The organism is Dongia soli (assembly GCF_034044715.1).
GTDB classification, from domain to species: Bacteria; Pseudomonadota; Alphaproteobacteria; order Dongiales; family Dongiaceae; genus Dongia_B; species Dongia_B soli.
The window spans coordinates 280,369-303,821 of sequence record NZ_JAXCLW010000004.1; the positions used below are offsets into that span (position 1 = coordinate 280,369).

At 58.0% G+C, this 23,453-nt stretch carries 21 protein-coding genes; 5 read left to right on the top strand and 16 right to left on the bottom strand.

The window, feature by feature from the left end:
* Positions 1-4: 4 nt before the first annotated feature.
* Positions 5-1,132: an LVIVD repeat-containing protein gene (locus SMD27_RS16075; RefSeq protein ID WP_320509427.1), complete on the bottom strand. Its 1,128-nt coding sequence runs from the start codon at positions 1,130-1,132 to the stop codon at positions 5-7.
* Positions 1,133-1,216: 84 nt separating this feature from the next.
* Entirely contained in the window at positions 1,217-2,365 is a 1,149-nt protein-coding gene (locus tag SMD27_RS16080; protein WP_320509428.1) for a cupin domain-containing protein, read from the bottom strand.
* A gap of 442 nt (positions 2,366-2,807) precedes the next feature.
* Here SMD27_RS16080 and SMD27_RS16085 point away from each other — a divergent pair, with 442 nt between their 5' ends.
* The 5 genes from SMD27_RS16085 to SMD27_RS16105 all read left to right on the top strand — a co-directional run bounded on the left by SMD27_RS16085 (position 2,808) and on the right by SMD27_RS16105 (position 8,583).
* On the top strand, positions 2,808-3,563 hold the full coding sequence (locus SMD27_RS16085; protein WP_320509429.1) for a FadR/GntR family transcriptional regulator: 756 nt from the start codon (positions 2,808-2,810) through the stop codon (positions 3,561-3,563).
* A 497-nt stretch (positions 3,564-4,060) separates the two neighbouring features.
* A complete protein-coding gene (locus SMD27_RS16090; protein WP_320509430.1) occupies positions 4,061-4,999 on the top strand; it encodes an ABC transporter ATP-binding protein in 939 nt (312 codons plus the stop codon).
* Between the two features lie 18 nt (positions 5,000-5,017).
* The gene (locus SMD27_RS16095) at positions 5,018-5,821 is read left to right on the top strand and encodes an ABC transporter permease (protein ID WP_320509431.1); all 804 of its coding nucleotides are present in this window, start codon (positions 5,018-5,020) and stop codon (positions 5,819-5,821) included.
* 36 nt (positions 5,822-5,857) lie between these two features.
* Positions 5,858-6,874: an ABC transporter substrate-binding protein gene (locus SMD27_RS16100; protein WP_320509432.1), complete on the top strand. Its 1,017-nt coding sequence runs from the start codon at positions 5,858-5,860 to the stop codon at positions 6,872-6,874.
* Positions 6,875-6,966: 92 nt separating this feature from the next.
* Entirely contained in the window at positions 6,967-8,583 is a 1,617-nt protein-coding gene (locus tag SMD27_RS16105; protein ID WP_320509433.1) for a GMC family oxidoreductase, read from the top strand.
* Positions 8,584-8,619: 36 nt separating this feature from the next.
* Here SMD27_RS16105 and SMD27_RS16110 read toward each other — a convergent pair whose 3' ends face one another.
* The 14 genes from SMD27_RS16110 to SMD27_RS16175 all read right to left on the bottom strand — a co-directional run bounded on the left by SMD27_RS16110 (position 8,620) and on the right by SMD27_RS16175 (position 23,336).
* Complete coding sequence (locus tag SMD27_RS16110) at positions 8,620-9,417, bottom strand: alpha/beta fold hydrolase (RefSeq protein ID WP_320509434.1); 798 nt, start codon at positions 9,415-9,417, stop codon at positions 8,620-8,622.
* A 19-nt stretch (positions 9,418-9,436) separates the two neighbouring features.
* Complete coding sequence (locus SMD27_RS16115; RefSeq protein ID WP_320509435.1) at positions 9,437-10,540, bottom strand: ABC transporter ATP-binding protein; 1,104 nt, start codon at positions 10,538-10,540, stop codon at positions 9,437-9,439.
* Between the two features lie 37 nt (positions 10,541-10,577).
* Positions 10,578-11,390 carry an ABC transporter permease gene (locus SMD27_RS16120; protein ID WP_320509436.1) on the bottom strand — a complete coding sequence of 271 codons (813 nt, stop codon included), beginning with the start codon at positions 11,388-11,390 and terminating at the stop codon, positions 10,578-10,580.
* Between the two features lie 5 nt (positions 11,391-11,395).
* Positions 11,396-12,214, bottom strand: a complete 819-nt coding sequence (locus tag SMD27_RS16125) for an ABC transporter permease (RefSeq protein ID WP_320509437.1) — start codon at positions 12,212-12,214, stop codon at positions 11,396-11,398.
* 162 nt (positions 12,215-12,376) lie between these two features.
* A complete protein-coding gene (locus tag SMD27_RS16130; protein ID WP_320509438.1) occupies positions 12,377-13,501 on the bottom strand; it encodes an ABC transporter substrate-binding protein in 1,125 nt (374 codons plus the stop codon).
* A gap of 66 nt (positions 13,502-13,567) precedes the next feature.
* Positions 13,568-14,608: an LLM class flavin-dependent oxidoreductase gene (locus SMD27_RS16135; protein ID WP_320509439.1), complete on the bottom strand. Its 1,041-nt coding sequence runs from the start codon at positions 14,606-14,608 to the stop codon at positions 13,568-13,570.
* A 190-nt stretch (positions 14,609-14,798) separates the two neighbouring features.
* Complete coding sequence (locus SMD27_RS16140; protein ID WP_320509440.1) at positions 14,799-15,797, bottom strand: flavin reductase family protein; 999 nt, start codon at positions 15,795-15,797, stop codon at positions 14,799-14,801.
* A 70-nt stretch (positions 15,798-15,867) separates the two neighbouring features.
* Positions 15,868-17,784: a helix-turn-helix domain-containing protein gene (locus SMD27_RS16145; protein WP_320509441.1), complete on the bottom strand. Its 1,917-nt coding sequence runs from the start codon at positions 17,782-17,784 to the stop codon at positions 15,868-15,870.
* Between the two features lie 105 nt (positions 17,785-17,889).
* A complete protein-coding gene (locus tag SMD27_RS16150; RefSeq protein ID WP_320509442.1) occupies positions 17,890-18,501 on the bottom strand; it encodes an amino acid synthesis family protein in 612 nt (203 codons plus the stop codon).
* A gap of 186 nt (positions 18,502-18,687) precedes the next feature.
* Positions 18,688-19,482, bottom strand: coding sequence for an alpha/beta fold hydrolase (locus tag SMD27_RS16155; protein ID WP_320509443.1), 795 nt, complete (start codon positions 19,480-19,482; stop codon positions 18,688-18,690).
* 36 nt (positions 19,483-19,518) lie between these two features.
* On the bottom strand, positions 19,519-20,496 hold the full coding sequence (locus SMD27_RS16160; RefSeq protein WP_320509444.1) for an ABC transporter ATP-binding protein: 978 nt from the start codon (positions 20,494-20,496) through the stop codon (positions 19,519-19,521).
* Complete coding sequence (locus SMD27_RS16165; RefSeq protein ID WP_320509445.1) at positions 20,471-21,565, bottom strand: ABC transporter ATP-binding protein; 1,095 nt, start codon at positions 21,563-21,565, stop codon at positions 20,471-20,473. The genes SMD27_RS16160 and SMD27_RS16165 overlap by 26 nt, the downstream gene beginning before the upstream one ends.
* Complete coding sequence (locus tag SMD27_RS16170) at positions 21,558-22,394, bottom strand: ABC transporter permease (RefSeq protein ID WP_320509446.1); 837 nt, start codon at positions 22,392-22,394, stop codon at positions 21,558-21,560. The genes SMD27_RS16165 and SMD27_RS16170 overlap by 8 nt, the downstream gene beginning before the upstream one ends.
* Positions 22,395-22,397: 3 nt before the next feature.
* The gene (locus tag SMD27_RS16175) at positions 22,398-23,336 is read right to left on the bottom strand and encodes an ABC transporter permease (protein ID WP_320509447.1); all 939 of its coding nucleotides are present in this window, start codon (positions 23,334-23,336) and stop codon (positions 22,398-22,400) included.
* Positions 23,337-23,453: the final 117 nt, after the last annotated feature.

Here is a 23,453-nt window from a genome sequence, read left to right on the forward strand (position 1 = left end):
CTTTTCAGAAAACCGTCGTTTCGATGATGTCCACGCCACGCTGACGATCGATCAAATAGAGGATGCCGCGACCATCGATCGTCACATCGTTTGACGACGCCAGCTCATGCCCTTGCGGTGCATCCGCTTCGTAGAAGCCTACTTCCTTCGGCCGATAAGGATCGGCGATGTCGATGAGGCGAAGGCCCTTGGCGAACCAGGCGAAGGGGATGATCGTGCCGTTGAAACGCTCCGAAGGCTGGTGGCAGCCCATCATCGGCGGCTGCGGCGAGCCGTCCTTATCGACACCTTCGACCTGGAAGGTGGAGATCGGAATTGGACACTGCTCATTGGTGATATCGTAGACCCAGGTGAAGGCAGGTGCTGCCGGCCAGAGCTTCGCCACATCTTCATCTGCCACCACCATGATCTGCCGGCCCTTCAATGGTTCGGGGATCGGCAAGCAGGTATGGGTGGGATGCGGGAAGGCCGGTGACGTATTGCCACCGGAGATCATCTTCGGCTTCGACATGTCGGAAATGTCGAGAATGTAGTAGCCGTGATGCCAATAGCTGACATAGAGCCGATTGCCGCGACGGATCGGGTGATGGCAGCGGGGCGGCGTCCAATTGTCCCAGGGATATTCTTCGCCGCCCGCTTTCCATTGGCCAGGAATCCACCAGCGGCCGACCTCTTCCGGCTTCGCCGGATTCTGCAGATCGAGGATCATCACGATATTGCCGATATAGCCTTCGGCGGTCGGCGAGATATAGGCATAGCGGCCATCGAAATCATATCGATGCACACCCTTGCCATGGGTCCGCCATTTGGTGATTAGCTTTGGCTCTGCCGGTTTCGAGATATCATAGATGCCGAGCCCACCGCCGAATTCCTGCGGACCGTCAGGCCCCTGCTTCTCGTGATTGACCACCATGATGCCATTGGTCGCGCGAACCTTGTGTGAATGCCAGCCAACCGGCATTTCGATACGGTTGAGCACACGCGGATTCTTCGGATCAGCGATATCGACAATGGTGGTGCCGGTGGGTTGGCGCATATGGCCGATAAAAAGGGTCGTCCCATCGACCCAAACCTGACCGCCGCCGGGGCAATCGATATGGGCGAGACGTTTCGTGTTCAGACTTTGCGCCATGTTACCTGCCAAGATAGGGTCGGCGGATGATTCATCCGCGACGGTATGCGTATTATCGAGTTGATCGAATACCTTGCCCGCCGATCAGGTGAGACGGACGATCTCGCCGCTGGGCTTCTTCCCATGCTTTTGATAGAGCGCCAGGGCTTTCAATGTCGGCTCATCGCTGGCGACGAAAAGGATCGCCGGTTCGGTCGATGACGTATTGACATGTTCGCACCAGGCGCCGCCGGGTACCGCGAAAGTATCGAACGGTTCCCAATCCAGCCTTTTGTTGCCGACGATGCTATAGCCGCGACCCTCGAACGGTGCGCAAAGCAGGCTTGCATTCTGCTTCAACGGCAAGGTTTTCTCGCCTGGCCGCAGCATTTGCATAAAGAAGGTAATGGTTTTGTAAACCGGGGAGCCCGTGGTCGGATCGACATATTCGATCATCAGGGCTTCGTGCGGATCGCCGTCCCAGTTACGGAACTTCTCCAGCAATTCACGCATCATGTCCCAACGATAGAGATACATCGGCGAGGCGGCGCCGGTGCCGCGCAGATGAGAAACGAAACGCGGCATCAACCCGCCATGACCATAGACGCGCTGCGAATAATCGCTGGGGAAGCGCTCCGACTGGACGACGCGGCGCTTGCGCTGACCTTCCTCTTCCTCGGTATAATCATGTTCAAAGTAAATGGCGTTCAGTGTTTCGACCAAGGGCAGGTCCAGAACGCTTAGATTGATCGCTGGCTCATTCCCCTGATTGCCGTGATTGTGCCAGGTATCATGCGGCGTCAGTACCAGATCGCCCGGCCCGAAGGTAATGTTCTCGCCCTCGACTCCGGTGAAATTCATGCTGCCGGTAAGGCCCAGGCGGATCGCATTTGGTGAATGCCGGTGCGGCGGCATGATCTCGTTCGGATCGTTGAGCCGGTAGGCGGTATACATGGTCGTCACCGAGGCACGCTTCGGCGCAAGCCCCGGATTGACCAGGATCAGCGAGCGGCGTTCCGAGGATTCGGTGCTGATTAGCTCGGCCGAGCGATAAAGCAGCGGCTCGATATCTGTCTTGTATTTCCAGATATGCGGAACCGCCTTCTGCTTGTCCCTGATCTGATTGGTCTCGTCGTGCTCGGCTTTCTGATCGATCGCCCAAAACGGCGCCATCTGCCTGTCATAGACATCCGCATGGAGCTGGTCCATCGCGGCTTGCAGGTTGCTGCCTTCCAGCTTTTTCGTACTTTGCATAGCGCACCCTTTATCTCGCCTAGCCCGATCTGCCGTCGGCTTCGGCCATGTTTGGAACCATTTGCGCTTATTGGTTCACGCCCAGTATCGTGATGGACCAGATCGTAACCACGTCCACGGATCAGCGTCAATATCCAAGAGGACATGGTTCGATAAATTCACCGGATTGGTGCAATTATTGCCGGATGACTGGGTCCGTGGTATCGTTTTTGGGATCATTGGTTTCGGCCGAGACAAGGCGGCCCTTTTGAGATTCCGGGTGGCGCCCTGCGGAGCGAGATGAACCCTGTGTCTTGGCCGGCACCTGCTTGCATAAGCTTCTCCAACCGGTTATGCGCGGTGGTCACGGGCATATCGGGCGCCGCCCTTGGTAAGGTCTGTAAATGCCCGGCGGGAATAATCAGCGAGCCTAGAGATAACGGGAATCCGTATGATGGAGCGAATGGATCAAACCCTGAGCAAGCTGCGCCAGCTGATCGAAGATGGCTGCGCCGATGCAGAAGGGCGCATTCCGCCGGAGCGGGTCTTGTCCAACGATCTTGGCGTGGGACGCCGTTCATTACGGCGCGCGCTGGACATCCTCGAACAGGAAGGGCGGATCATCCGCCATCAGGGCCGCGGCACGTTTGTGCATGGTGCGACGGCTGCCGAATCGGTGCGACCGAATGGATCGGTCGGATCCGCAATCAACCTGCCGGACATGATGTCCGCCGGTGTCCCGAGAATCGCTTTCCAGGAAATCCTCGACCATACTAACCCCCTGGAAGTGATCGAGGTTCGCCTGTCGATCGAACCAGTTATGGCGCGTTTGGCGGCTTTCCGCGCATCCCAGAGCGATATAAAGCGGCTGCAAAGTCTGGCGGAGGAAACCAAGCTAGCCAGCACCTCCGCAGTTTATGAAGCCGCGGATGCGAAATTCCATCGCACCATCGCGGAAGCTGCCCGCAACGCGCTCTTCCTCGCCATCTTCGATACATTGCATGCCAGCCAGCGTGATGCCGGCTGGCGCCGACTCGGCGAGAATGCCAATTGTTACAAGCGCCAATCGGTTCATGCGGACTTTCACCGCGAGATCTCCGCAGCGATTGCCGCTCGCAATGGCGATCGCGCTCAGGAAGTCATGCAGCAGCATTTGAGCGACATCCAGCGCCATATCTATCAGCACGCTTTTCCGGTGAGCGGCGAGACCGAGCAATAATCGTTACATATCCTCAGTCCGCCAATGATAGCGCGGCAGAATTATCGGTTCAGAACAGGTTAGCCGGCTCGCCCCCGTTGCTGGCCGTGGCGATCAGATACCTGCCTTAGGGCTTGTGCCGTCCAATTTAAGCCGTCCGCCCGTCGACCTACCCTGGCGTCGAAAACGGCTTTGTAGGAATGAACCACTCATCGAGACCGAACCAATTACTGTTCGCGCTTGTGAGTCTCGTGGTTCGTGTGTTAGGGATTGGTAACGCTATGTTCTGGGTAGGATGTTATCATCCGAACCACCGAACCATAATCCGCAACAACCGAACCAGGTCGACAGAACTCTGGCGCGGCACTCAGTAGAAATGCGGCGGGCTCGGCACGGTATCGGATCAGGGAGTTGGCAATACCGGCCAATCTTGGCCGGGAATAGTCCGGCCGTGAGCAGGGTGGGCCTGTCCCAACTGCCTTAACCCTCATTTCCTGGAACGATTTGCAGCTTCGCCGATGATCGAACGGGTCATGGGCAGAAATGAGAACGGCAGTGAGGGAATTCGTCAGGTGAACGCCGCCAGCGAACCAGCCGCGAACCGGACATTATCCGGCAATCCGACCGAGAACGCGACGACCGGCCGGCAAGCCGAAAAGACTGGCCCGGCCATGATCACGGCACAGAATATCGCCATCAGCTATCCCGGCGTAAAAAATGGGCCGGCGGTCATTCAGGATATCAATCTATCGATCCGTGACGGCAGCATCGTGTCACTGATCGGCCCGTCCGGTTGTGGCAAGAGCACCTTGTTGAAGGCGATTGCCGGGCTCGTCCCGCCCGCGAAGGGCCGCATGGATATTGCCGGTGTCACGCCTCAGGAAGCTGCGCAACGCCGGCTCGTCGGCCTGGTTTTCCAGGAAGCCAATCTGCTTCCCTGGAAGACCGCCTTGGATAATGCGGCTTTCTTGCTGCAGGTCTCGGATAAAAGCATTCCTGCCAACGAAGCGCGCGAACGCGCCGCCGAAAATCTCCGACTGGTCGGCCTGGGCGAGGCGTTGACGAAACTGCCCTCCCAGCTTTCCGGCGGCATGCGTCAGCGCGCCTCCATCGCGCGGGCATTGACGCTCAATCCACAGATCCTGTTGATGGATGAGCCTTTCGGTGCACTCGATGCGATTACACGCGAGGAAATGAGCTACCTGATCCTGGATATCTGGGAACGTACCGGCAAAACCATCGTCCTGGTGACGCATTCAATCGACGAAGCCGTCCTCCTCTCTCACGAGGTGCATGTGATGGGCGTCAAGCCGGGCCGGATCGTCTGTTCGATTACGGTGCCGCTGGCCTTCCCACGCAATAGCCAAAGCTTTGCCGACCCGCGCTTCCGCGAAACCGAGATCCTTCTGCGCGACCGCCTGATCGAGAGCCACGGTCGCCCACGGCAGGCATCCTAATCCACCATGGACAATGCGATGACCGATAAATCGAGCAAAGGCGCAAACCTGTTCGTCGCCCTCACGGGCATGCTGCCCGGACTGATGCTCTTCCTCCTCGTCCTTGTTCTGTGGGAAGTCATCATCCGCACCTTCAATGTGTCGATTTTCGTACTGCCGGCACCATCAAACATTGCTGTCTCCCTGGCAGCGAATGCCGGCGCGCTGGCCACCGCCACCCTGATCACGGCCAAAGAGGTACTGATCGGCTTTGCTTTCGCCGCGGTGGTGGGCATCACCCTAGCCTTACTTATTGTTCGTTTCCGCTTGTTCGGGCGTGCTCTATATCCGCTGATCGTCCTTTTCCAGACCGTGCCGAAAGTTGCGCTCGCGCCCATCTTCATTTTGTGGTTCGGTTACGACCTCGCGCCCAAGATCGTTCTCATCATGGTGATCGCCTTCTTCCCGATCACCCTCGACATGCTGGTCGGGTTGCAGTCCGTCGAGCAAAGTTTCGTCTCGCTGATGAAATCGGTTGGTGCGCGCGAAAATGACATCATGCTGCGCGTCCGCATCCCCCACGCGATGCCTCATCTGATGGCCGGCATGAAAGTCGCGATCACCTTTAGCGTCATCGGCGCGATCGTCGGTGAATTCGCGGGCGCCTCCGCCGGGCTTGGCTATATGATCCAGTTTGCCTCAACCCAACTCGATACGGCCCTGGTCTTTGCAGCTCTGGTGGTCGTCTCGCTGGTCGGTGTCGTCTTCTACTACGTGATTGAAATCCTCGAACGATTCCTCATCCCCTGGGCACCTAAATTCGATGCGGTGAACCGCGCTTGATCTCTTCTGCAATCATAATAAAACGGGAGGTACAATATGTTGCGTCGTCATTTTTCAACCGGGCTTTTTGCCTTCAGCCTGATGGCGACGGCCTTCAGCGGCAGCCTGATCGGCAGCAAGCCGGCCGCCGCGGCCGATGACGTCAAAGTCCAGCTGGACTGGGTGGTCCGCGGCGATCATGCGATGTTCTTCGTCGCAAAGGAAAAGGGATATTTCGCTGCGAACGGCATCAACATCACGGAGATCCGCAAGGGCACCGGAACGCCCGACGCACTGCGCCTGGTCGCCAATGGCAATGCCGATTTCGGTTTCGGTGATCTGCCGACTTTGGCCGTGACCCGTTCACAAGGCTTGCCGGTTGTCGCCATTGTCGCTGTCAATCAGCGCAGTCCGCTCGCCATGATCTCGCTGGCCAAGCACAAGACGCTGAATAAACCAGCCGATCTCAAAGGGCTGAATATCGGCATTCATCCGGCCGGTTCGACTTACATCTTCTTCAAAGCACTGCTCTCGGCCAATGGGATGAGCGAAAGCGATGTCACCAAGAGCTCGGTCTCGCCGCCATACGAGAACTATCTCCTGCTCGGCCGCGTCGATGCCGTGCCCGGTTATATCGATGCCGAGGTGCCGGAGCTGGAAGCCAAGGCCGGCGGCAAGGGATCGCTCAGCATCATGCTCGGATCGAAATTCGGCTATGACATCTATGGTTCCGGTGTCTTCACGTCGGAGAAGATCGCCAAGGAAAAGCCGGATCTCGCGAAGCGTTTCGTCGCGGCCTATATGAAAGCCTTCCAGGATGTGGTGAAAGATCCGAAGGGTGCGGTGGCCATCATCGCCAAAGCCAATCCCGAATATGCCGGCAAGGAAGAGGTGCTGGAAAAGCAGCTCCAAGCCGATATCACCACCACCTTCTCTTCCCCCGATGGCAAGACGCCCCTTGGCGGCATGACGAAAGAAGAATGGACCAAAACCATCGATATCCTGCAGCAACAGGGTGCGCTGAAGCAGCCGGTTGCCGTGGATAGCGTCTATACCGATGCCTTTCTGAAGTAGAATAACGATTGCAAGGGCTGCCCTCGCCAAGGCAGCCCTTCCGCATTGATCTGCAGCAGCAGAACAATGAATGGGTTGGGGGCAAGGTGATTATGGCCGCAGATAGAACTTACGATTATGTCATCGTCGGCGCCGGTTCCGCCGGTTGCACCTTGGCCAATCGACTCTCAGCCGATCCGGCCGTCAAGGTTCTCATTCTCGAAGCGGGTGGCTGGGATCGCGATCCCTGGATTCACATTCCCCTCGGCTGGGGCAAGATCCTGCAAAAGCGGTTGCACGACTGGATGTATTTCTGCGAGCCGGAAGACAATGTCGGCGGCCGTCGCGTCGAATGCGCTCGCGGCAAGGTGGTCGGCGGCTCCTCCTCGACCAACGCCATGGCCTATGTGCGTGGCAACCGTGCCGATTACGATCGTTGGGCAGCCAGCGGGTTGACCGATTGGGGCTATGAGTCCGTCCTGCCTTATTTCCGCAAACAGGAGCATTGGGAAGGCGGCGCCAATGCCTTTCGCGGCGGCGACGGACCGCTTTCGACTCAGACTTGCAAATACCAGGATCCATTGATCCAAGCCTATGCCGAAGCGGCAAAAAGCGCCGGGCATGGCTGGACCGACGATTATAACGGCGCGCAACAGGAGGGTTTTTCCCGCCTCCAGATGACGATCGGAAATGGGCGTCGCAGCAGCGGAGCGACGGCCTATCTGCGGCCGGCGCTCAAACGCGCCAATCTATCGATCGAAGTCAATGCCCACGCCACGCGGATCCTGTTTGAAGGGCAGCGAGCGACCGGCATTGAATACCATCAGAACGGCATCACACACACTGTACGCGCAGCGCGCGAGGTCATCCTCGCCGGTGGGGTCATCAATTCGCCGCAATTGCTGACCTTGTCCGGCATTGCCGATCCGGTCGACCTGAACCGTTTGGGCGTACCCATCAAAGCCGCCTTGCCGGGCGTCGGTCGGAATTTGCAGGATCATGTCTCGGTCATCCTGATGTATCACCGAAAGGAGCCTGGCCCCTTCCACCGCATGATGCGCTATGATCGTATCGGCCGGGAATTGGTCAAGGCGTATCTGTTCGGAACGGGCTTTGCCGCCGATGTCCCCGGCGGCATTACCGCTTTTCTAAAAAGCCAAGCGGATAAGCCAGTGCCCGATATCCAATTTCTGCTGACCGCCGCACCGCTGGGTGCCTGGCCCTATTTCTCACCCTTCAAGGCACCCTTCACCGACGGCTTTGCCTGCCGTATCGTCATGCTGCATCCCGAGAGCCGGGGGCGGGTCAGCATCGCGTCTGCCGATCCCCTTGCCGCGCCGAAAATCCACCAGAACTTCCTCTCGACCGCGGAGGATTGGCGGGTCTTGCGAACAGGTGTCAAATTCGCCCGCGAAATCGCGGCACAACCGGCCATGGCTCCCTTCATCGCCCGCGAGATTGCGCCCGGCCTCGACAAGACATCGGATGCAGATATCGACGCACATATCCGCAACACATCGATCACCGTCCATCATCCGATCGGCACCTGCAAGATGGGCACCGGCAGCGATGAATTTGCCGTTGTCGATCAGCAAGCACGCGTGCTTGGCGTGGAGGCATTAAGGGTGGTGGATGCTTCCGTCATGCCGGATCTGCCCAGCGGCAATATCAATGCCGCTGTGGTCATGATCGCCGAAAAGATCGCGGATACGATCCGCGTGCAGAAATGAGAAGGGGCCCGAAAGCCACCGCCTCACCTGTCCGGATCACTGCCCTCTCGGCAGAAAATCCGTGATTACCTTGACGACATCTTGCGGTGCTTCCGTCAAGATCGAGTGACGCAGACGCGGAAAAATATGTAGCTTTGATCCTGCGATCCGCTCATGCATCAGCTTGGCCATGCGTGGGTTAGAGCCGATATCATTCTCCGCCGTCGCCACCAGGGTCGGAACTTTGATTTCATGCAACCGGTCCGCCAGATCGCCCGTCGCCAGAACGCGGTAGGCCGCCGCATAGGCCTTGGGATCGTTCTCCCGGCTGCGCTTGGCATAGGCGGCGATGATATCGGGATTGGCCGCGCGGAATTCATCCGTGAACCAGCGGCTCACCGAATTTTCAAAATGCTGCCCCGGAATGCCGTTGGCGACGATGTCCAAACGATTGAGCACGCGCTTCTTTTCTTCCTCAGTCCGTCCCGCCACCGTGCTGAGGAGGATCAGATGATCGACCATCTCTGGATGTGCCAGTGCAAATCCCTGGACGACCAAGCCACCAAGGGAGAATCCTGCCAGATGGAAACGGTCGATCTTCAGATGCCGCACCAGGTCGTGAACATCCGCGACAAAATCCTCCAGCTCATATGGCCCGGGCAGTTTTTCGGACTGGCCATGGCCGCGCAGATCGCAGCGCAGGACCGTATAGCCTTCGATGAGGCTGGGGGCGACACGGTTCCAATCGTTGAGCGAGCCGCCGACGCCGTGGATGAGGAGTATGACAGGTCCTTTTCCTTCGAGGCGATATCTAACCCGTAATTTACTGAGCGTCGCAAATTGATCTGTATCCACGTACTTCCTCCGTCCTGGCTCAGTTCGACGCTGCGCGATGGTTCAAGGCATTCGCATCGGCACAGTTCCAGGTAACGCAGACCTCTTCCCCGATGTTCATGCTGGGCTCTTCGACCTGCTGTGCATGCTGCAAAGCAACCACTTCGTCTCCATTGGCCGTTCGCAAAACGCATTTGCGTGACTGCCCGAGATAGATAAGGTCGGTCAATGTTCCGCTCACGCAATTTTCCGGTTTCTTGTCCCGGCCGCGATAGAGGAAAAGCCGTTCGGGCCGTACCGCCAGTGTCGCTTTGTCGCCCACCTGAAGCGATGCATTATTGAAGGCGCCAAGCTGGCCGTAAGGCGTTTCCATGAAACACCTGCCATCCGATATCCCAGAAACCGTGCCATGGAAGAAATTCGATTCACCCAGGAAGCCGGCGACGAAAGCAGTCGAGGGACGTTCGTACAGATCCTTCGCGCTGCCGAGCTGCTCGATTTTTCCCTCATTGAAAACCGCGATCCGGTCGCTCATGACCAAGGCTTCTTCCTGGTCATGGGTCACATAGAGAATCGAAATGCCCAGCTCCCGATGGAGCCGAGTGATTTCGAGCTGCATCTGGACGCGCAACTTCTTATCAAGCGCACCCAAAGGTTCATCCATCAGCAGCAGAGGCGGCTCAAAGACGATGGCCCGGCCGAGCGCCACGCGCTGCTGCTGCCCGCCGGAAAGCTGATGGGGGTAGCGATCGCCCATATTTGGCAAACCGATCAGCTCCAGCGTCTTGGCAATCCGCCGTTTGCGTTCGGCGGCATCGATCCCCCGCATTTCCAGCGGAAAGCCGATATTGCCGGCCACCGTCATATGGGGAAACAGCGCATAGTTCTGGAACACCATGCCGATATTTCTTTTATAGGGCGGCAGTGGATCGACTGCCTGCCCGTTCAGGAGGATTTTCCCCTCGGTCGGCATCTGCAAACCGGCGATCATCGCCAGTGTCGTGGTCTTGCCCGATCCCGATGGCCCCAGGAATGTCAGGAACTCGCCGTTATGCAGCGTCAGATCCACGCCTTCCACGGCCACGGCAGAGCCATATACTTTCCGCACGCCGACGAGCTCGAGTATGGATTTTGTATTCGACATTTCCCGGCTTCCATCCTGACTGATCACCTTCGGCACCTTATTCATCGACTTCTTTCTTTACCTTTCGCGCCGCGGCACGCTCGCTCAACAAGGCAAGCAGCGAGAAACAGAACAACAATGTGGCAATCGCGGCGATGGTCGGATCGACGGAGCCGCGGATATTCGACCACATCTGAACCGTCACGGGCCTGACGACCGGCGTGCTGATGAACATCGAGACGACGAGCTCGTCGAAGGAAACCACCATCGAAAACAGCATGCCGGACAGGACTGCCGGGAAGATCAGCGGAAAGGTGATACGCCGGAAGCAACGCAGCGGCGAAGCACCCAATGTCAAGGCGGCATCTTCCAGTCTTTTATCGATCACAGCCAGCGAGCCCGAAACTGTCATCACGACATAAGGAATTGCCAGGATCGTATGGGCGATAATCAAGCCAAGGAGATTTCCATAAAGGCCCAGCGCACGGAAAACACCGAAAATACCGACGGCAACGATGATGACTGGCACGATCATCGGTGACAGAAGCAGGCCCATCACTATCTGCTTGCCGATAAAATTCGATCGCGCCAGGCCATAGGCGGCGGCCGTCCCCAAGCTCGTCGCCAGGATCGAGGTTGGGATCAAGACCTTGATACTGGTGATCAGGGAGTTGAACCAGGCGGGGTTGGTGAAGAGGTTGTTATACCACTGCATCGAAAAGCCCGGCGGGGGAAAGGTCAGGAAGGGCGCCGAGCTGAAGGAAATGACCAGAACAACGATCAGCGGTGCGACAAGATAGATCACGGCAAAAGTACAGATTGCCAACCTCAGTCGGGACCACATGCGGCCGGATGAGAATGGAGCCCCCATATTGATCACCGTCCCCAGGCTGTCTTAACGCCGATGATACGGTGGACAACGCCAAGACAGATTGCAGTCGCCACCAGAAGTAGGACGGCAAGCGCGCCGGCCATGCCCCAGTTCCCCGAAGTCGAAATTTGCCGTTCGATCAGCTGCGCGATCATCAGATCGGCCGGTCCTCCCAGCAAAGCCGGGGTGATGTAATAGCCGAGGGAGCTGACGAAGACGAGCGTCCCGCCGCTGACCAGACCCGGTAATGTCAATGGCAGATAGATCCGGAAGAAATTGCGGACGGGCGGTGCGCCTAAGGTCGCCGCCGCAAAGGAATAGTTCCGATCGATGCGCAACATCACGGAAAAAAGCGGAAAGATCAGGAAGGGCAGCAGGACCTGCACCATACCGATATAAACACCGATTCTGTTATAGATCAGCGCGACCGGCTCCGTTATCACGCCCAGTGTCAGCAGAGTCTGATTGATCAACCCGGTTTTCTGCAGCAGAACCATCCAAGCGAAAGTCCGGACCAGCAAGCTGGTCCAGAACGGAATGAGGACGACGAAGATGAGCAGTCGGCGCGCGCGCTTGCTGCAATGCGCCATGGTATAGGCAACCGGATATCCGATAACGGCGCACCAGAAAGTCGTTCCAGCACTGATCGTGAAGGTATTCAGAAGAACCTTCAGATAGACAAGGCGCCCCAGGACAGCTTCGTAATTCTGGATCCCCCATTTCGGACGCGAGAAACTGTCGATAAGAAGCCACGAGACGGGATAGAAAAAGAAGCAAAGAATCACGACGATGGCCGGTACGATCAGCCAGGCATTCCTGCTCATTGGACTTTTCGCGACTGAACTCATCCCACGCTCTTTTGCATGACAAACCGCGCCCTATCCGCGAACCTCCCGGTTAACGCGGATATGGCGCTTAGAATATTTCAGTCATAGGTTGGGGCACTTGCGATGCAGCGCCTCAACTACACCGTCTGGCAAGCTGGATCAGGAAACCTTCCAGGCTTCCCAGCCTTCCTTCAGCTTGTCCAGATTATCACGCCAGAACTGACCATCGATCACGAAGCCCTTGCGGGCGTTGTCCGGATTGGTGGAAAGCCAAGATGCGACCTTCGGGTCGATCGACTTGAATGCTTCCGGGTTTGTCGGGGCATAAGCGATATCATTGGCGAGCTTTGCCTGGTTCTCGGCGACGGTCATCTCATCAATCAGGGCATGGGCCGCTTCGATGTTCTTGCTACCCTTCGGGATCACCAGATAGTCGATGGACTGGATATTCTGGTTCCATTCGACCGCAATCGCCGCCCCCTTATTCGCAGCGTCATAGGCACGGCCGTTCAAGATCAGGCCGCAGCTGATTTCGCCATCGGTGAACAGCTGTTGCGACTGGGAATTCGTATCCCAGAAAATGGTATCCTTCCGGATCGTGTCCAGCTTCGCATAGGCGCGTTTCACGCCTTCATCCGTGCCGAGGACCTTATAGATCTGATCCATCGGGACCCCATCCGCCATCAAAGCGATTTCAAGCATCGCCTCGGGACCGTCGCTGCCAAGGCCGCGCGAGCCGGGGAACTTCTTCAGGTCAAACACGTCGGCCCAGGACTTCGGATGATTGCCGTCCTTAAAGACCTTCGTGCTGTAGCCGATATTGTAAGACCACACGATATCGCCGATGCCGTAATCATTCCGGTAGGCCGGGTTGATGCGGTCGGCATGTATCTTGGTAAGGTCGAGCTTCTCGAAGAGATTGTTCTGGATGCCGTTAAACAGGAATTCATGGGTGATGTCGACCACATCCCAAACCGGATCACCAGCTTCCACCATGGTGCGGAACTTCGATTCGGTCACCGGCCCGTCCTGCAGCACGGTCACACCGGTCTTCTGCTGCAGAGGGTCGCAGTAATTCGCCTTCTGGGAGTCCTGATAGGAGCCGCCCCAACTTGCGAATGTGACCGTTTTGCCTTTCAGGTCATCAGCGAGGGCCGAGAAGGGCCGTCCGATCGCCGCCGCCATCGACAAACCGCCGATTGCCGCTGCGCCGCCGAGCACCGAACGGCGTGAAAGGGACATTCGATCAAGCATCGCCGCAAGTTTATCAAGGTCTTTTGTCATCACTCTCTCCTCCCGTTTTCAGTGACTATTTTTCAGTTCGGTAATCAAATCAGGCATACGCAAGAATTATGTCGCGTAGGCCGGCATCACACGCTCGATGAAGAGCTCCAGCGAGCGGGTTACTTCCGGCCAAGGCAGGCCGGCATTGACACCGATGCACATAAGATCGACACCGGCATCCTGATAGAGCTTCAGTTTTTCGATCACGACATCGGGCGTGCCGAATAGCAGACTTTCATGTAGGCGCTCCGGATCGTAATTCTCCGGAGCCGAGACGGTCGACAAATCAACCGGCTTTGTGAAGCCGTTTTTGACGACGCCGTTGGTTTGGAACAGGTTTTCGAAGTGACGGCCGCTCTCGATCGCATAGTCGATCGCCCGGCGCCAATTATCCGGATTGTCGTAGACGAAAGCCTGGCGCAGCATCAGGAAGCGCGGACGTGGGATGCCAGGATTGTTGGCCAGTGCTTGATTGAACTTGTCCGACAACACCCTGATTTCCGACGGTGGCCGCGACAAGGGCGTCGACATGATATGCGCGCCGTTTTTTATCGCCCAATCATAGGTTTCCGGATCACGCGCTGCCACCCAGATCGGCGGATGCGGTTGCTGCAACGGCTTCGGCACCGAGCTGGAGGTCGGGAACTGCCAGAACTCGCCATTATGCTCATAGTCGCCTTGCCACAGCGCTTTCACGACCGGCAGCATTTCCTTCAGATAGGCAACACCCTTTTGCTGCTGAATACCGCCAGCCAGCCGGTCGAATTCATACTGATAGGCGCCGCGCGCAATGCCGAATTCCAAGCGGCCGTCACTATAGACGTCGAACAGGGCTGCTTCACCCGCCAAACGGATCGGATGCCAATAAGGCGCAACCACCGTTGCGGTGCCCAGACGGATTTTGCTGGTATTGGCAGCCCAGTTCATCAGAATGGTAAAAGGATTGGGGGCAATGGTCATCTCGATCGTATGATGTTCGGCAGCGAAGGCCGCTTCAAAGCCACCTTGCTCCGCCATCTTCACCAATTCGAGGGCACGGTCCGCCACCGCCCGTATACTCGTCTCCGGGCTGTAGCGGGACATGTTGACCGCGATCGCGAACTTCATCTTATTCTCCTAATATCTGCAATCTACGGCTTGTACTTGAGACGCATCACCATGGCTGTGCGTCTCGCCGGAATAATCGGTGGCCGGCTTCAAGTACGAGAACGCGTGGATACCTTCGCCTCTGCCCAACTAGCCGAAGCCACTCTCTGTGCCTCCCTGATACTTCCGACCATGGTATGCATCGGCATGACTATTCCTTCGTCAGATGTGAAACATATGATTCCCAGATCTCCGGTACGGTTCCCACACGTGCGACGAGGGCGGGGGTCGCGACATCGGCATAAACGCCGAACTGATCGAGCTCTCTTTCGCGGAAAAAACGCCGCAACATGCCCTCAAGAGGCGCGGGGTTAAGCTCACGCCAGGGCATGGTCGCCTCGTCTCGGATGCTGACCGTATCGGACGGCGTATCGAGTTCAGCCAGAGTTCCCCGATAGACGATGTTCAAGGTCTGCTTCGGGCTCTCGAAAACCGAATAAAGAAAGGTGATTTCAACCTTACCGCCGGTTTTCTTCAAGGCTTCGCTGAGTGAAGACAGCTGATCCATGGGCTCGGCCAGCCGCGCACTCGGCAATTCCCAACGACCATCGGCATTGCGTACCATCAGGATTCCGCCATCCCGCTCGGCGATACAGCTCACCAGAACGGTATGCCCCGGTGCGCGAGCGACGGCTGCGTGCTGGGCACTGACGGACATATAGCCGCCCTGGGCATAGACCAGCGGCCGCCTGGCATTCACGTCGAAATGTTTGACGCGGCCCAGCAGGATGACATGATCGCCAGCCTGCACGCGGCTTTCGATATGGCATTGGAAGACTGCCATGCTGCCATGAATCTGCGGGGCGTAACCTGGCTCCACCGACCAGGAAACATGATCGAACTTATCCGTGGCCTTGCTAGCGAAAAGATCCGAGATGGTCCGCTGGTCTTCGCTCAGGATATTGACGGCGAAATCATTCGAATGATGGAAGACCTCGTAACAGGCCGAGGTATTCGCGATGCAGACCAGAACCAGCGGCGGCGTCAGCGACACCGACGTGAAGGAATTGACCGTCAGTCCGCGCGGCCGCCCCACGGCATCGATCGCGGTCGCGATCGTCACGCCGGTGACGAAATTGCCTAGCGCCCGGCGAAACGCGCGGGTGTCGAATGCGGCTTCGGCATCCTGTGATACGAGGTTCTTTTCCATGGACCGACCCTAATCACGGGGCCGCGCCAAGGCTTCCATCGATTTATAGCAACCAGTTGTAGCTGTGTTGTCAGATTCGTGGATGGTCCCGTAAAGGGTTAGGGCGCGAACCGAAGATCGCCCGAAGCTTTAAGGCCAGGGAAAGGGCGAAACGCGTCTCGGCGTCGTCGAGATCGAGGTTGAAAAGCTCCAGCAGCCGCTGCAAGCGGTATCGCAGCGTCGAGGCATGGACCTGTAGTTCCTCCGCGGTCGCCTGGTATCGGCAGCCCTGGTTGATAAAGGTCTCGGCTGTCTTCAGCAGATCCGTCGCATGTTCGCGATCATATTTTTCGATCTGACCGATGGTCTGCTGCATGAATTCCTGTGCGGCCGCCCCGTCGAGCGCCGAGAGGAGCAGCGCGAACGGACCGAAATCCTCCTGGCGCACCAGGCCGTGGCGATCGAACAACCTGGCGAGCATCAGCAGACGGCTGCATTGTTCGAAACAGGCCTGGAAATCCTCCAGCTTTTCGCAGACCGTGCCAAAAGCGACGACCGGCTCGCTGCCGAATTGCCATTGCGTCGCTTCCAGGATCTGGCGGCCCAGGGATGCCTTGAACTTGTCGAAACTCTGATTCTGGGCCTGAGCCTGGCCTTGGTTCAGGCAAGGGAGATAGACGAAGATGTTGCCACCCAGCTCGAAGGCCAGTGCGCCCGATTTGGCATTCTTGAGAAGTGCGTTGAGGCGCCGCAACACCAGCGCGATGCCGCCATGCCGCTTCTTGCAGATATCCTCGATCTCGATCGCCAGAATGCGCGCCGGCACGGTGATGTTCACCCCCAGCCGATTGGCCCTGCCGAGAATTTGACTGGGATCAGTCCAATTCCGTTTGAACAGATGATCGAAGAGATCCGCCAATTGCGATGAATCCTTGCGGAACTGGATATGGGTGCGCATGATCTGCGCGCTCAAGGCGAATTTCGCTTCCTGTGCAATCAGGAAGTCAAGATCATCCATCCCCCTTTGTCGTGGGAACACGATCAAGCCGCCGACCGTTTCGCCATCGACCTGCAGCGGCTCGACATAGGCCTGCCGCGCGATGGAGACGCCGAGCGGCGTCAGATCGATCTGATGCAATTGCCGGAAATCCGTAGGTTCCGTTCGGACGATGAGTTCGGCGAAATAGGCCGAGGCCACACCTTTGACGATCTCGGCCCATTCCGGATCGCTGAGCTGCTGAGCGTTTGGCGATCTGCCGATATGGAAGCTGTCGGAGGTGAAGTCGATGATGATGATCTGATCGGGCAGGATCGATTCAACGATCCCGGCGATCGTGCTCATCGAACTGCCGCCCAGAACCCGTTCCAGCAGGCTGGAATTGATCTGCAGCGTCCGCTCCAGGCGACAGGTCACCAGGCGCTCATTGTGCAGGGATTTTTCCTTATCCACGGCAATCGCCGCCAGATGGCAGACGGTGGTGAGGAAATTGATCTCCTCTTCCGCCACCTTGATGCAGTGATCGGAGCTGACCGACAATACCATCTCACGCGATTGCATATCGGTGCAGCTGAGCGGCAGGATGACGACGGTGTGGTAATGCCGGGCAATCGAATCCGCCCGGAAGCCGGGGAATTCGTCCGAAACCTGCGCATCTTCGATGACGAGAGGGCGTTTTGTCTCTGCCACCTTTAAGGATGGGCTGGTCGCCAACTCCCATCGCTGCGGCAGCTTACTGCTGATTTCGGGGTTGGGATCGGTCCGCGTCACCAGGACGGAATAGCCGTTCGACCGATCGATCGCCATGATTGCACACCGCTTCCAGGAGGTATTGCGGCACATCGCATTTACAATGCGTTCGAATATTGTGTTCAGGTCGCTGCACGAATTGACCAGGCTCGTGATCTCGCGAATGGCCTCCAACTGGCTCCCCCGCAGATCTGCCGTGGAAACCTGTTCTGCCGCGTTGATATTCGGCTCGCGCCGAAGCGCATTGCGTAGCTGTGTCATCGTAACCTATCTGTCGATAGAGACTTCCTCACCTGCTTGATCGACCGGCATCAAATGAGCTGTCGGGCAGCGACGCTCCGAACCGACCATCGCGGCCCGCATCCCTCAGCCTTCCTTCAGGACGGTGTTGTTCGAGCTGATCCCCATTTCCTTCATGTCCTCGAAGCGGTCGCCGATCCGGTGATGCGGCCGGCCGGCTGTCGCGGCACCGATAGCGATGACAATTTCATCATCGGCCGGTGCGTCGGGAATATTGAAGGAAATGGTCAGGAAGTGCGAACGCGTGCCGGATTCACGGATATGCGTCATCGGGATATCGATGCTGCAACCGGGACCCGCCCGCTTATTGGTGAAAGAGAGATAGGAGGTCCCACCCACGGCTTCGCGCAACATATTGCCGAAACGCAGGGTGTGGATGAGGGCGGAGGCATGTTCCACCTCGCCATCGGCGCCGACAACCGCAGCCTTGCCATAGGCTTCGACCGCAGCAGCACCGCCGGCCAGGTCCATCAGCCGGGGAACCAGCAATTCGCCCAGCAGGGTTGCATGGGAAAGAATGGCCGGTTTCAGGTCTTCCGTGAACTTGTCGCCCCGCCAGGGGCTCCTGATGACGGCTGCAGCCGCCGCGAAGCGTGTCGGGCGCGGGACCTCGCGGCGGCCTTCGATCAGGACCTCCTCCGCATAGGTCACGATTTTACGCACTAATGGTTGGACCATTTCCAGAAAACCTCCACAGCTACTACTACTCGAAAGGGTGACAGAACCCTCAGGAACCAAGCCTAACGGGCGACGCGGCTGCAACGCATCCACAAAAGTGGGTATTCGCCGCTCGTTTCTTCGTATATTTCGTTGAACAGGGCAGCGGTTCGCTAACTACCTTGTCTCCGCCTTGCATTTCGGCTTTCACCTTTGGCCGGCGATAAAATCCTGTATCAGCTTCGCGACTGTGCCGGGCACTTCGATGAGGATCGAGTGCTTCTGGCCAGGCAGAATCTCCAATGAAGAACCGGCGATGGACTTGTGCATATTCGCCGCCATGCGCGGATTGGAGCCGATATCATGTTCGCCGGTGATAATCAGCGTCGGCGACTGCACGTGCGGCAATTCCTCGATCAGATCGCTGGTGCATAGGACCCGATAGGCGGCGCGGATGCTTGCTTGGTCAAGGGAATTACTTCGACCGGCAGACGCCATCAGATCCGGATTCCGGGCGATGAAGTCATCCGTGTACCAGCGCCGGATCGAGCTTTCGAAGTGGGTATTAAAATCGCCCTTTTCCACCGCCTGCAGGCGTTCGATCACCCGGGCGCGCTCCACCTCGTTGCGACCGGCAACCGTGCTCAGGAGCATGAGGTGATCGACTCTCTCCGGATAATCGAGGGCGAAGCGCTGGGCGATGAGCCCGCCCAGTGAAAAACCGGCGAGATGGAACCGCTCGAATCCCAACCCCACCGTCAATTCGGCGAGATCGCCGGCAAAATCGTCTAGGCTATAGGGGCCTTCCGGCTTGTCGGTACTGCCATGCCCCCGAAGGTCGAAACGGAGGATGCGGAAATTCTTTTCCAGATAAGGGACAACCTTATCCCATCCTTCCAACTGGTCGCTTACCCCATGGACAAGGACCATATTCGGCCCCTCGCCTTCCAGGCGATAACGGGTGCGGATCCCGCTTCCATCGAAATATCTATCGGCACTCATCAGTTTCTTCTTTCGTCCCAGCGATTTTTTTGATTGTCAGCCTACGTCGTCCCGGATGCATGCCCGTGCATGCGTGGAGCTGACCGACCGCATCTCCGGCACCCCAATCGCGCAATCTGCGATGGCATAAGGGCAACGTGTGCGGAAGACACAGCCGGATGGCGGGTTGGCGGGGTCCGGCAGGTCGCCTTGCAGGATGACCCGCTGACGACGGGTCGAGGTTCCTGGGTCGAGCACAGCGGAGAGCAGTGCGATCGTATAGGGATGTTTCGGCGCGTTGCAGACTTCGGCGGCGGTGCCGATCTCCATGATCCGGCCGAGATAGACCACGGCGATCCGGTCGGCGAGATATTCCACCACGGCCAGATTGTGTGAGATGAAGATCATCGACAGGCCGAGGCGTTGCTTGAGATCCTTCAGCAAGGCGATAATCTGCGCCTGGACGGAAACGTCCAAGGCGGAGACAGGCTCATCGGCTACGACGAATTGCGGTTCGACGGCCAGGGCGCGGGCGATCACGACGCGCTGGCGCTGCCCGCCTGATAATTCGTTGGGCAATCTCGTCATGTACTCGGCACTGAGGCCGACCATGTCCAGAAGCTCGGCAACGCGTTCCTTCCGCTTCTGACGATCCTTGATCAAATTTTGCACGATGAGGGGCTCGGAGAGGATCTCCTCAATCGTCATCGTCGGATTCAAGGCGGCGTAAGGGTCCTGGAAGATGATCTGCGCGCTGCGCCGATACTGCCGCAGCTCCGATCCGGAAAATTTCGTGACATCCTTGCCGTTGAAGATGATCTCGCCGTCGCTCGGCTCGGTCAGACGCAAAACGCTGCGCCCGATTGTCGTCTTGCCCGAACCGGATTCACCGACGATGCCGAGAACTTCATGTGAGCGCAGGCTGAAGGAGACATCCTGCACTGCATGGACGTGTCCGACAGCGCGCGGAATAAGGCCCCGCCGGATATCGAAACGCTTTTGGAGGTTTTTAACGTCGAGCAGCGGCGAATTCATCGCATCCTCCCAACTGCAATTCTTTCCAGCGCAGGCAGCGGACCAGATGTCCGCGCTGCGTCGCATCGAGCTCCGGCATCGTCGCCCGGCAAGCCTCGGTCGCATAAGCGCAGCGCGGATGGAAGGAGCAGCCCCCCACCCGTTCGAACGCGCTCGGCGCCCGCCCAGGAATGCCGCGAAGCTCATAGTCTTTCATGAGCGACGACCCGAGCCGCGGGATGGCATCAAACAGCGCCCGGGTATAGGGCATATGCGGGTTATCAAAGAGCTCTTTTGTTCCAGCCGTCTCGACGATCTGCCCGGCATAGAGCACGATCGCCCGGTCGGCTATCTCCGAGACGACGCCGAGATCATGGGTAATGAAAAGGATCGTCATTCCCGTTTCGGCCTGTAGCGATTTCAGAAGATCGATGATTTGCGCTTGGACCGTGGCGTCCAAAGCCGTGGTCGCTTCATCGGCCACCAGAAGCTTTGACTCGCAGCATAGCGCCATGGCGATCATCACGCGCTGCCGCATCCCGCCTGAAAGCTGGTGCGGATAACGTTCCATGCATTGCTCGGGATTTGGGATGCCAAGGCGCCGGAGATAGTAAAGCACGCGTTCGCGCGCCTCGTTGCGCCCCAGCTTGCGATGCGCCAACAGCGCTTCGGTTATCTGATGCCCGATGGAATGCAGCGGATTGAGCGAGGACATCGGTTCCTGGAAGACGATCGAAATGTCATTGCCACGCACCCGCTTCATCTCACGGTCAGATATGGCAAACAGATCGCGCGTGACGCCGTCCTTGCACCGGAGCACGGCCGTTCCGGAAACGGTGACCTTGTCTTCATAGCGCAGCAGTCCCATCAAGGCGTGGCCAATAGTGGACTTGCCCGAACCGGATTCACCCACCAGTGCGACGATCTCGCCTGATCGCAGGCTGATATCGACATTCCGGACGGCCTTCAGCTGTCGTCCTGCCATTTGATAGCTGACCGACAGATTCCGGAGATCGAGCAGCGTCTCGCTGGCTTTGGGCGATCCGTCAGCCACCGGCATCGGATATGTTTTGACCGTGCTTTCAGTCATCTTTCGATCCAAGGAGATAGAAACCCAAGACGGTCAATGTCACGGCCGCACCCGGTGCAATGCTCATCAGCGGCGAGAAAGCCAGGAACTGCACGCCTTCGCGTACCATCGTGCCCCAATCCGGCGCGGGGGGCGGCACGCCCAGGCCGAGGAAGGACAGGCTGGCCGAACTGAAAATACCGAAGGCAACCGTAATGGAGAATTGCGCAATCACAAGCCGGATGGCATTGGGCAGGATATGCTGCCGGATGATCCAGCTTGGCTTGCCGCCCAGCGCCCGCGCCGCCTCCACATAGACGCTTTCGCGAATGAAGATGACCTGCCCTCGCACCAGGCGCGCCATTTGCGGCCACATCACGAAGCCCAGCACCAAGGCGATATTAATCGCCGTCGAGCCGACGATGGCGGTGATGATCAATGCCAGGACCAGTGCCGGCAAAGCAACGAAGAGATCGATGACTTGCAGGATGACAAGATCGATCGTGCCGCGAGCATAACCGGCGATCAGCCCGATCGGGACGCCGAGCACAGTGCCGATGACCCCGACGCCCAGACCGATCAAGACCGAAACGCGGATGCCGTGAATGACGCGGGAGAAAACGTCACGCCCCAGAGCATCCGTCCCAAACCAGTGATTGGCCGAGGCGCCCTGCAGGATATCCAGGCTGGACTGGTTCGGATCGGACAGGCCGAGATAGGGCGCAAGAATACCGAGCACGACTAAAATCGTGATGATCGTCAGACCGATCAACTGGCGAACCGACAGCTTCCCAAGCTTCTCCCGCCACAGAGCGACGAATCGGGTGCGATTGTCTGAAACGGTGGTCATGCCTTACCCTAGCGATACTTGCCGGTTGATGGATGTATAGACGATGTCGGAAATGAGATTTGCTACCATCACCCCAAAGATCACCAGAATGCCGATCGCCAGCATGACCGGGAAATCATGTGCACCGATCGCGCTGACGAACAGGCGTCCCACCCCCGGCATCGAGAAGACCATCTCTGTGACGACCGCACCGCCGACCAGCGGCCCCAGCGACAGGCCGACATAAGTCACCACCGGCAGAATGGCATTCGGCAGAGCATGAACCAGCGAAACGCGCATCTCCGACAGGCCTTTGGCCCGCGCCACCTTGATGAACAGACGGCGGTAAGCGGCCTTGTATTCCTCCCGGTAGACGAGCGTGAAGGAGCCGAAGTAATTGGCCGATAGCGTCACGACCGGCAGAATGATGTGCGACAGATGTGCGCCGACACCCGCCGACCACGGTACCCAGCCGGTCGTCGGCAACCAGCGCAGCTTCACGGCGAAGATGAAGATCAGGCAAATGCCCAGCATAAAATTGGGGATCGTGATGCCGATAACGGCGAGCGTTGTCGTGATCGGCTGCACGACGCGGCGCGCGAAGGGCACGCTGTTGAACAGAATGGTCGCCACCACGGCCAGCAGGATCGCCCAGAGGCTGAGCTCGAGCGTCACCGGAATCGTCGGCAGCAAGGCATCGGCAACGGATTGCTGTGACGTATAGGAGCGCCCGAAATCCCCCTGAAGCGCGTGTGCGATCCAGTCGAAATACTGGACGATGATCGGCCGGTCGAAACCATATTGTTTATTGAGTGCGGCAATTTCCTCCAAGGAGGCTTCCTGCCCCAGCATCGCCGCCGCCGGGCTGCCGAGGAACGACAAGACGGTCGCAAAGAGGAGAAACGTCATCGCGATGACATTCGGAATCATGAGCAATATACGGCGCGTGATATGGCTCAACATTCGGCAATTCTCTCCGCAGGCAACTGGTCGTTAGCTAGCAAGGACGGAGCCGGCCCGCTGACCGCTTCCGCTTAAAGGCCTGACAAGTCGCCGCTGCAAGCGGCGACTTGTCCTCGC

What these genes read in the sequence shown, in the direction of transcription:
- SMD27_RS16075 (WP_320509427.1), bottom strand. Translation starts at nt 1,132, where the DNA reads ATGGCGCAAAGTCTGAACACGAAACGTCTCGCCCATATCGATTGCCCC.
- SMD27_RS16080 (WP_320509428.1), bottom strand. Translation starts at nt 2,365, where the DNA reads ATGCAAAGTACGAAAAAGCTGGAAGGCAGCAACCTGCAAGCCGCGATG.
- SMD27_RS16085 (WP_320509429.1), top strand. Translation starts at nt 2,808, where the DNA reads ATGGATCAAACCCTGAGCAAGCTGCGCCAGCTGATCGAAGATGGCTGC.
- SMD27_RS16090 (WP_320509430.1), top strand. Translation starts at nt 4,061, where the DNA reads ATGATCGAACGGGTCATGGGCAGAAATGAGAACGGCAGTGAGGGAATT.
- SMD27_RS16095 (WP_320509431.1), top strand. Translation starts at nt 5,018, where the DNA reads ATGACCGATAAATCGAGCAAAGGCGCAAACCTGTTCGTCGCCCTCACG.
- SMD27_RS16100 (WP_320509432.1), top strand. Translation starts at nt 5,858, where the DNA reads ATGTTGCGTCGTCATTTTTCAACCGGGCTTTTTGCCTTCAGCCTGATG.
- SMD27_RS16105 (WP_320509433.1), top strand. Translation starts at nt 6,967, where the DNA reads ATGGCCGCAGATAGAACTTACGATTATGTCATCGTCGGCGCCGGTTCC.
- SMD27_RS16115 (WP_320509435.1), bottom strand. Translation starts at nt 10,540, where the DNA reads ATGTCGAATACAAAATCCATACTCGAGCTCGTCGGCGTGCGGAAAGTA.
- SMD27_RS16120 (WP_320509436.1), bottom strand. Translation starts at nt 11,390, where the DNA reads ATGGGGGCTCCATTCTCATCCGGCCGCATGTGGTCCCGACTGAGGTTG.
- SMD27_RS16125 (WP_320509437.1), bottom strand. Translation starts at nt 12,214, where the DNA reads ATGAGCAGGAATGCCTGGCTGATCGTACCGGCCATCGTCGTGATTCTT.
- SMD27_RS16130 (WP_320509438.1), bottom strand. Translation starts at nt 13,501, where the DNA reads ATGACAAAAGACCTTGATAAACTTGCGGCGATGCTTGATCGAATGTCC.
- SMD27_RS16135 (WP_320509439.1), bottom strand. Translation starts at nt 14,608, where the DNA reads ATGAAGTTCGCGATCGCGGTCAACATGTCCCGCTACAGCCCGGAGACG.
- SMD27_RS16140 (WP_320509440.1), bottom strand. Translation starts at nt 15,797, where the DNA reads ATGGAAAAGAACCTCGTATCACAGGATGCCGAAGCCGCATTCGACACC.
- SMD27_RS16145 (WP_320509441.1), bottom strand. Translation starts at nt 17,784, where the DNA reads ATGACACAGCTACGCAATGCGCTTCGGCGCGAGCCGAATATCAACGCG.
- SMD27_RS16150 (WP_320509442.1), bottom strand. Translation starts at nt 18,501, where the DNA reads ATGGTCCAACCATTAGTGCGTAAAATCGTGACCTATGCGGAGGAGGTC.
- SMD27_RS16155 (WP_320509443.1), bottom strand. Translation starts at nt 19,482, where the DNA reads ATGAGTGCCGATAGATATTTCGATGGAAGCGGGATCCGCACCCGTTAT.
- SMD27_RS16160 (WP_320509444.1), bottom strand. Translation starts at nt 20,496, where the DNA reads ATGAATTCGCCGCTGCTCGACGTTAAAAACCTCCAAAAGCGTTTCGAT.
- SMD27_RS16165 (WP_320509445.1), bottom strand. Translation starts at nt 21,565, where the DNA reads ATGACTGAAAGCACGGTCAAAACATATCCGATGCCGGTGGCTGACGGA.
- SMD27_RS16170 (WP_320509446.1), bottom strand. Translation starts at nt 22,394, where the DNA reads ATGACCACCGTTTCAGACAATCGCACCCGATTCGTCGCTCTGTGGCGG.
- SMD27_RS16175 (WP_320509447.1), bottom strand. Translation starts at nt 23,336, where the DNA reads ATGTTGAGCCATATCACGCGCCGTATATTGCTCATGATTCCGAATGTC.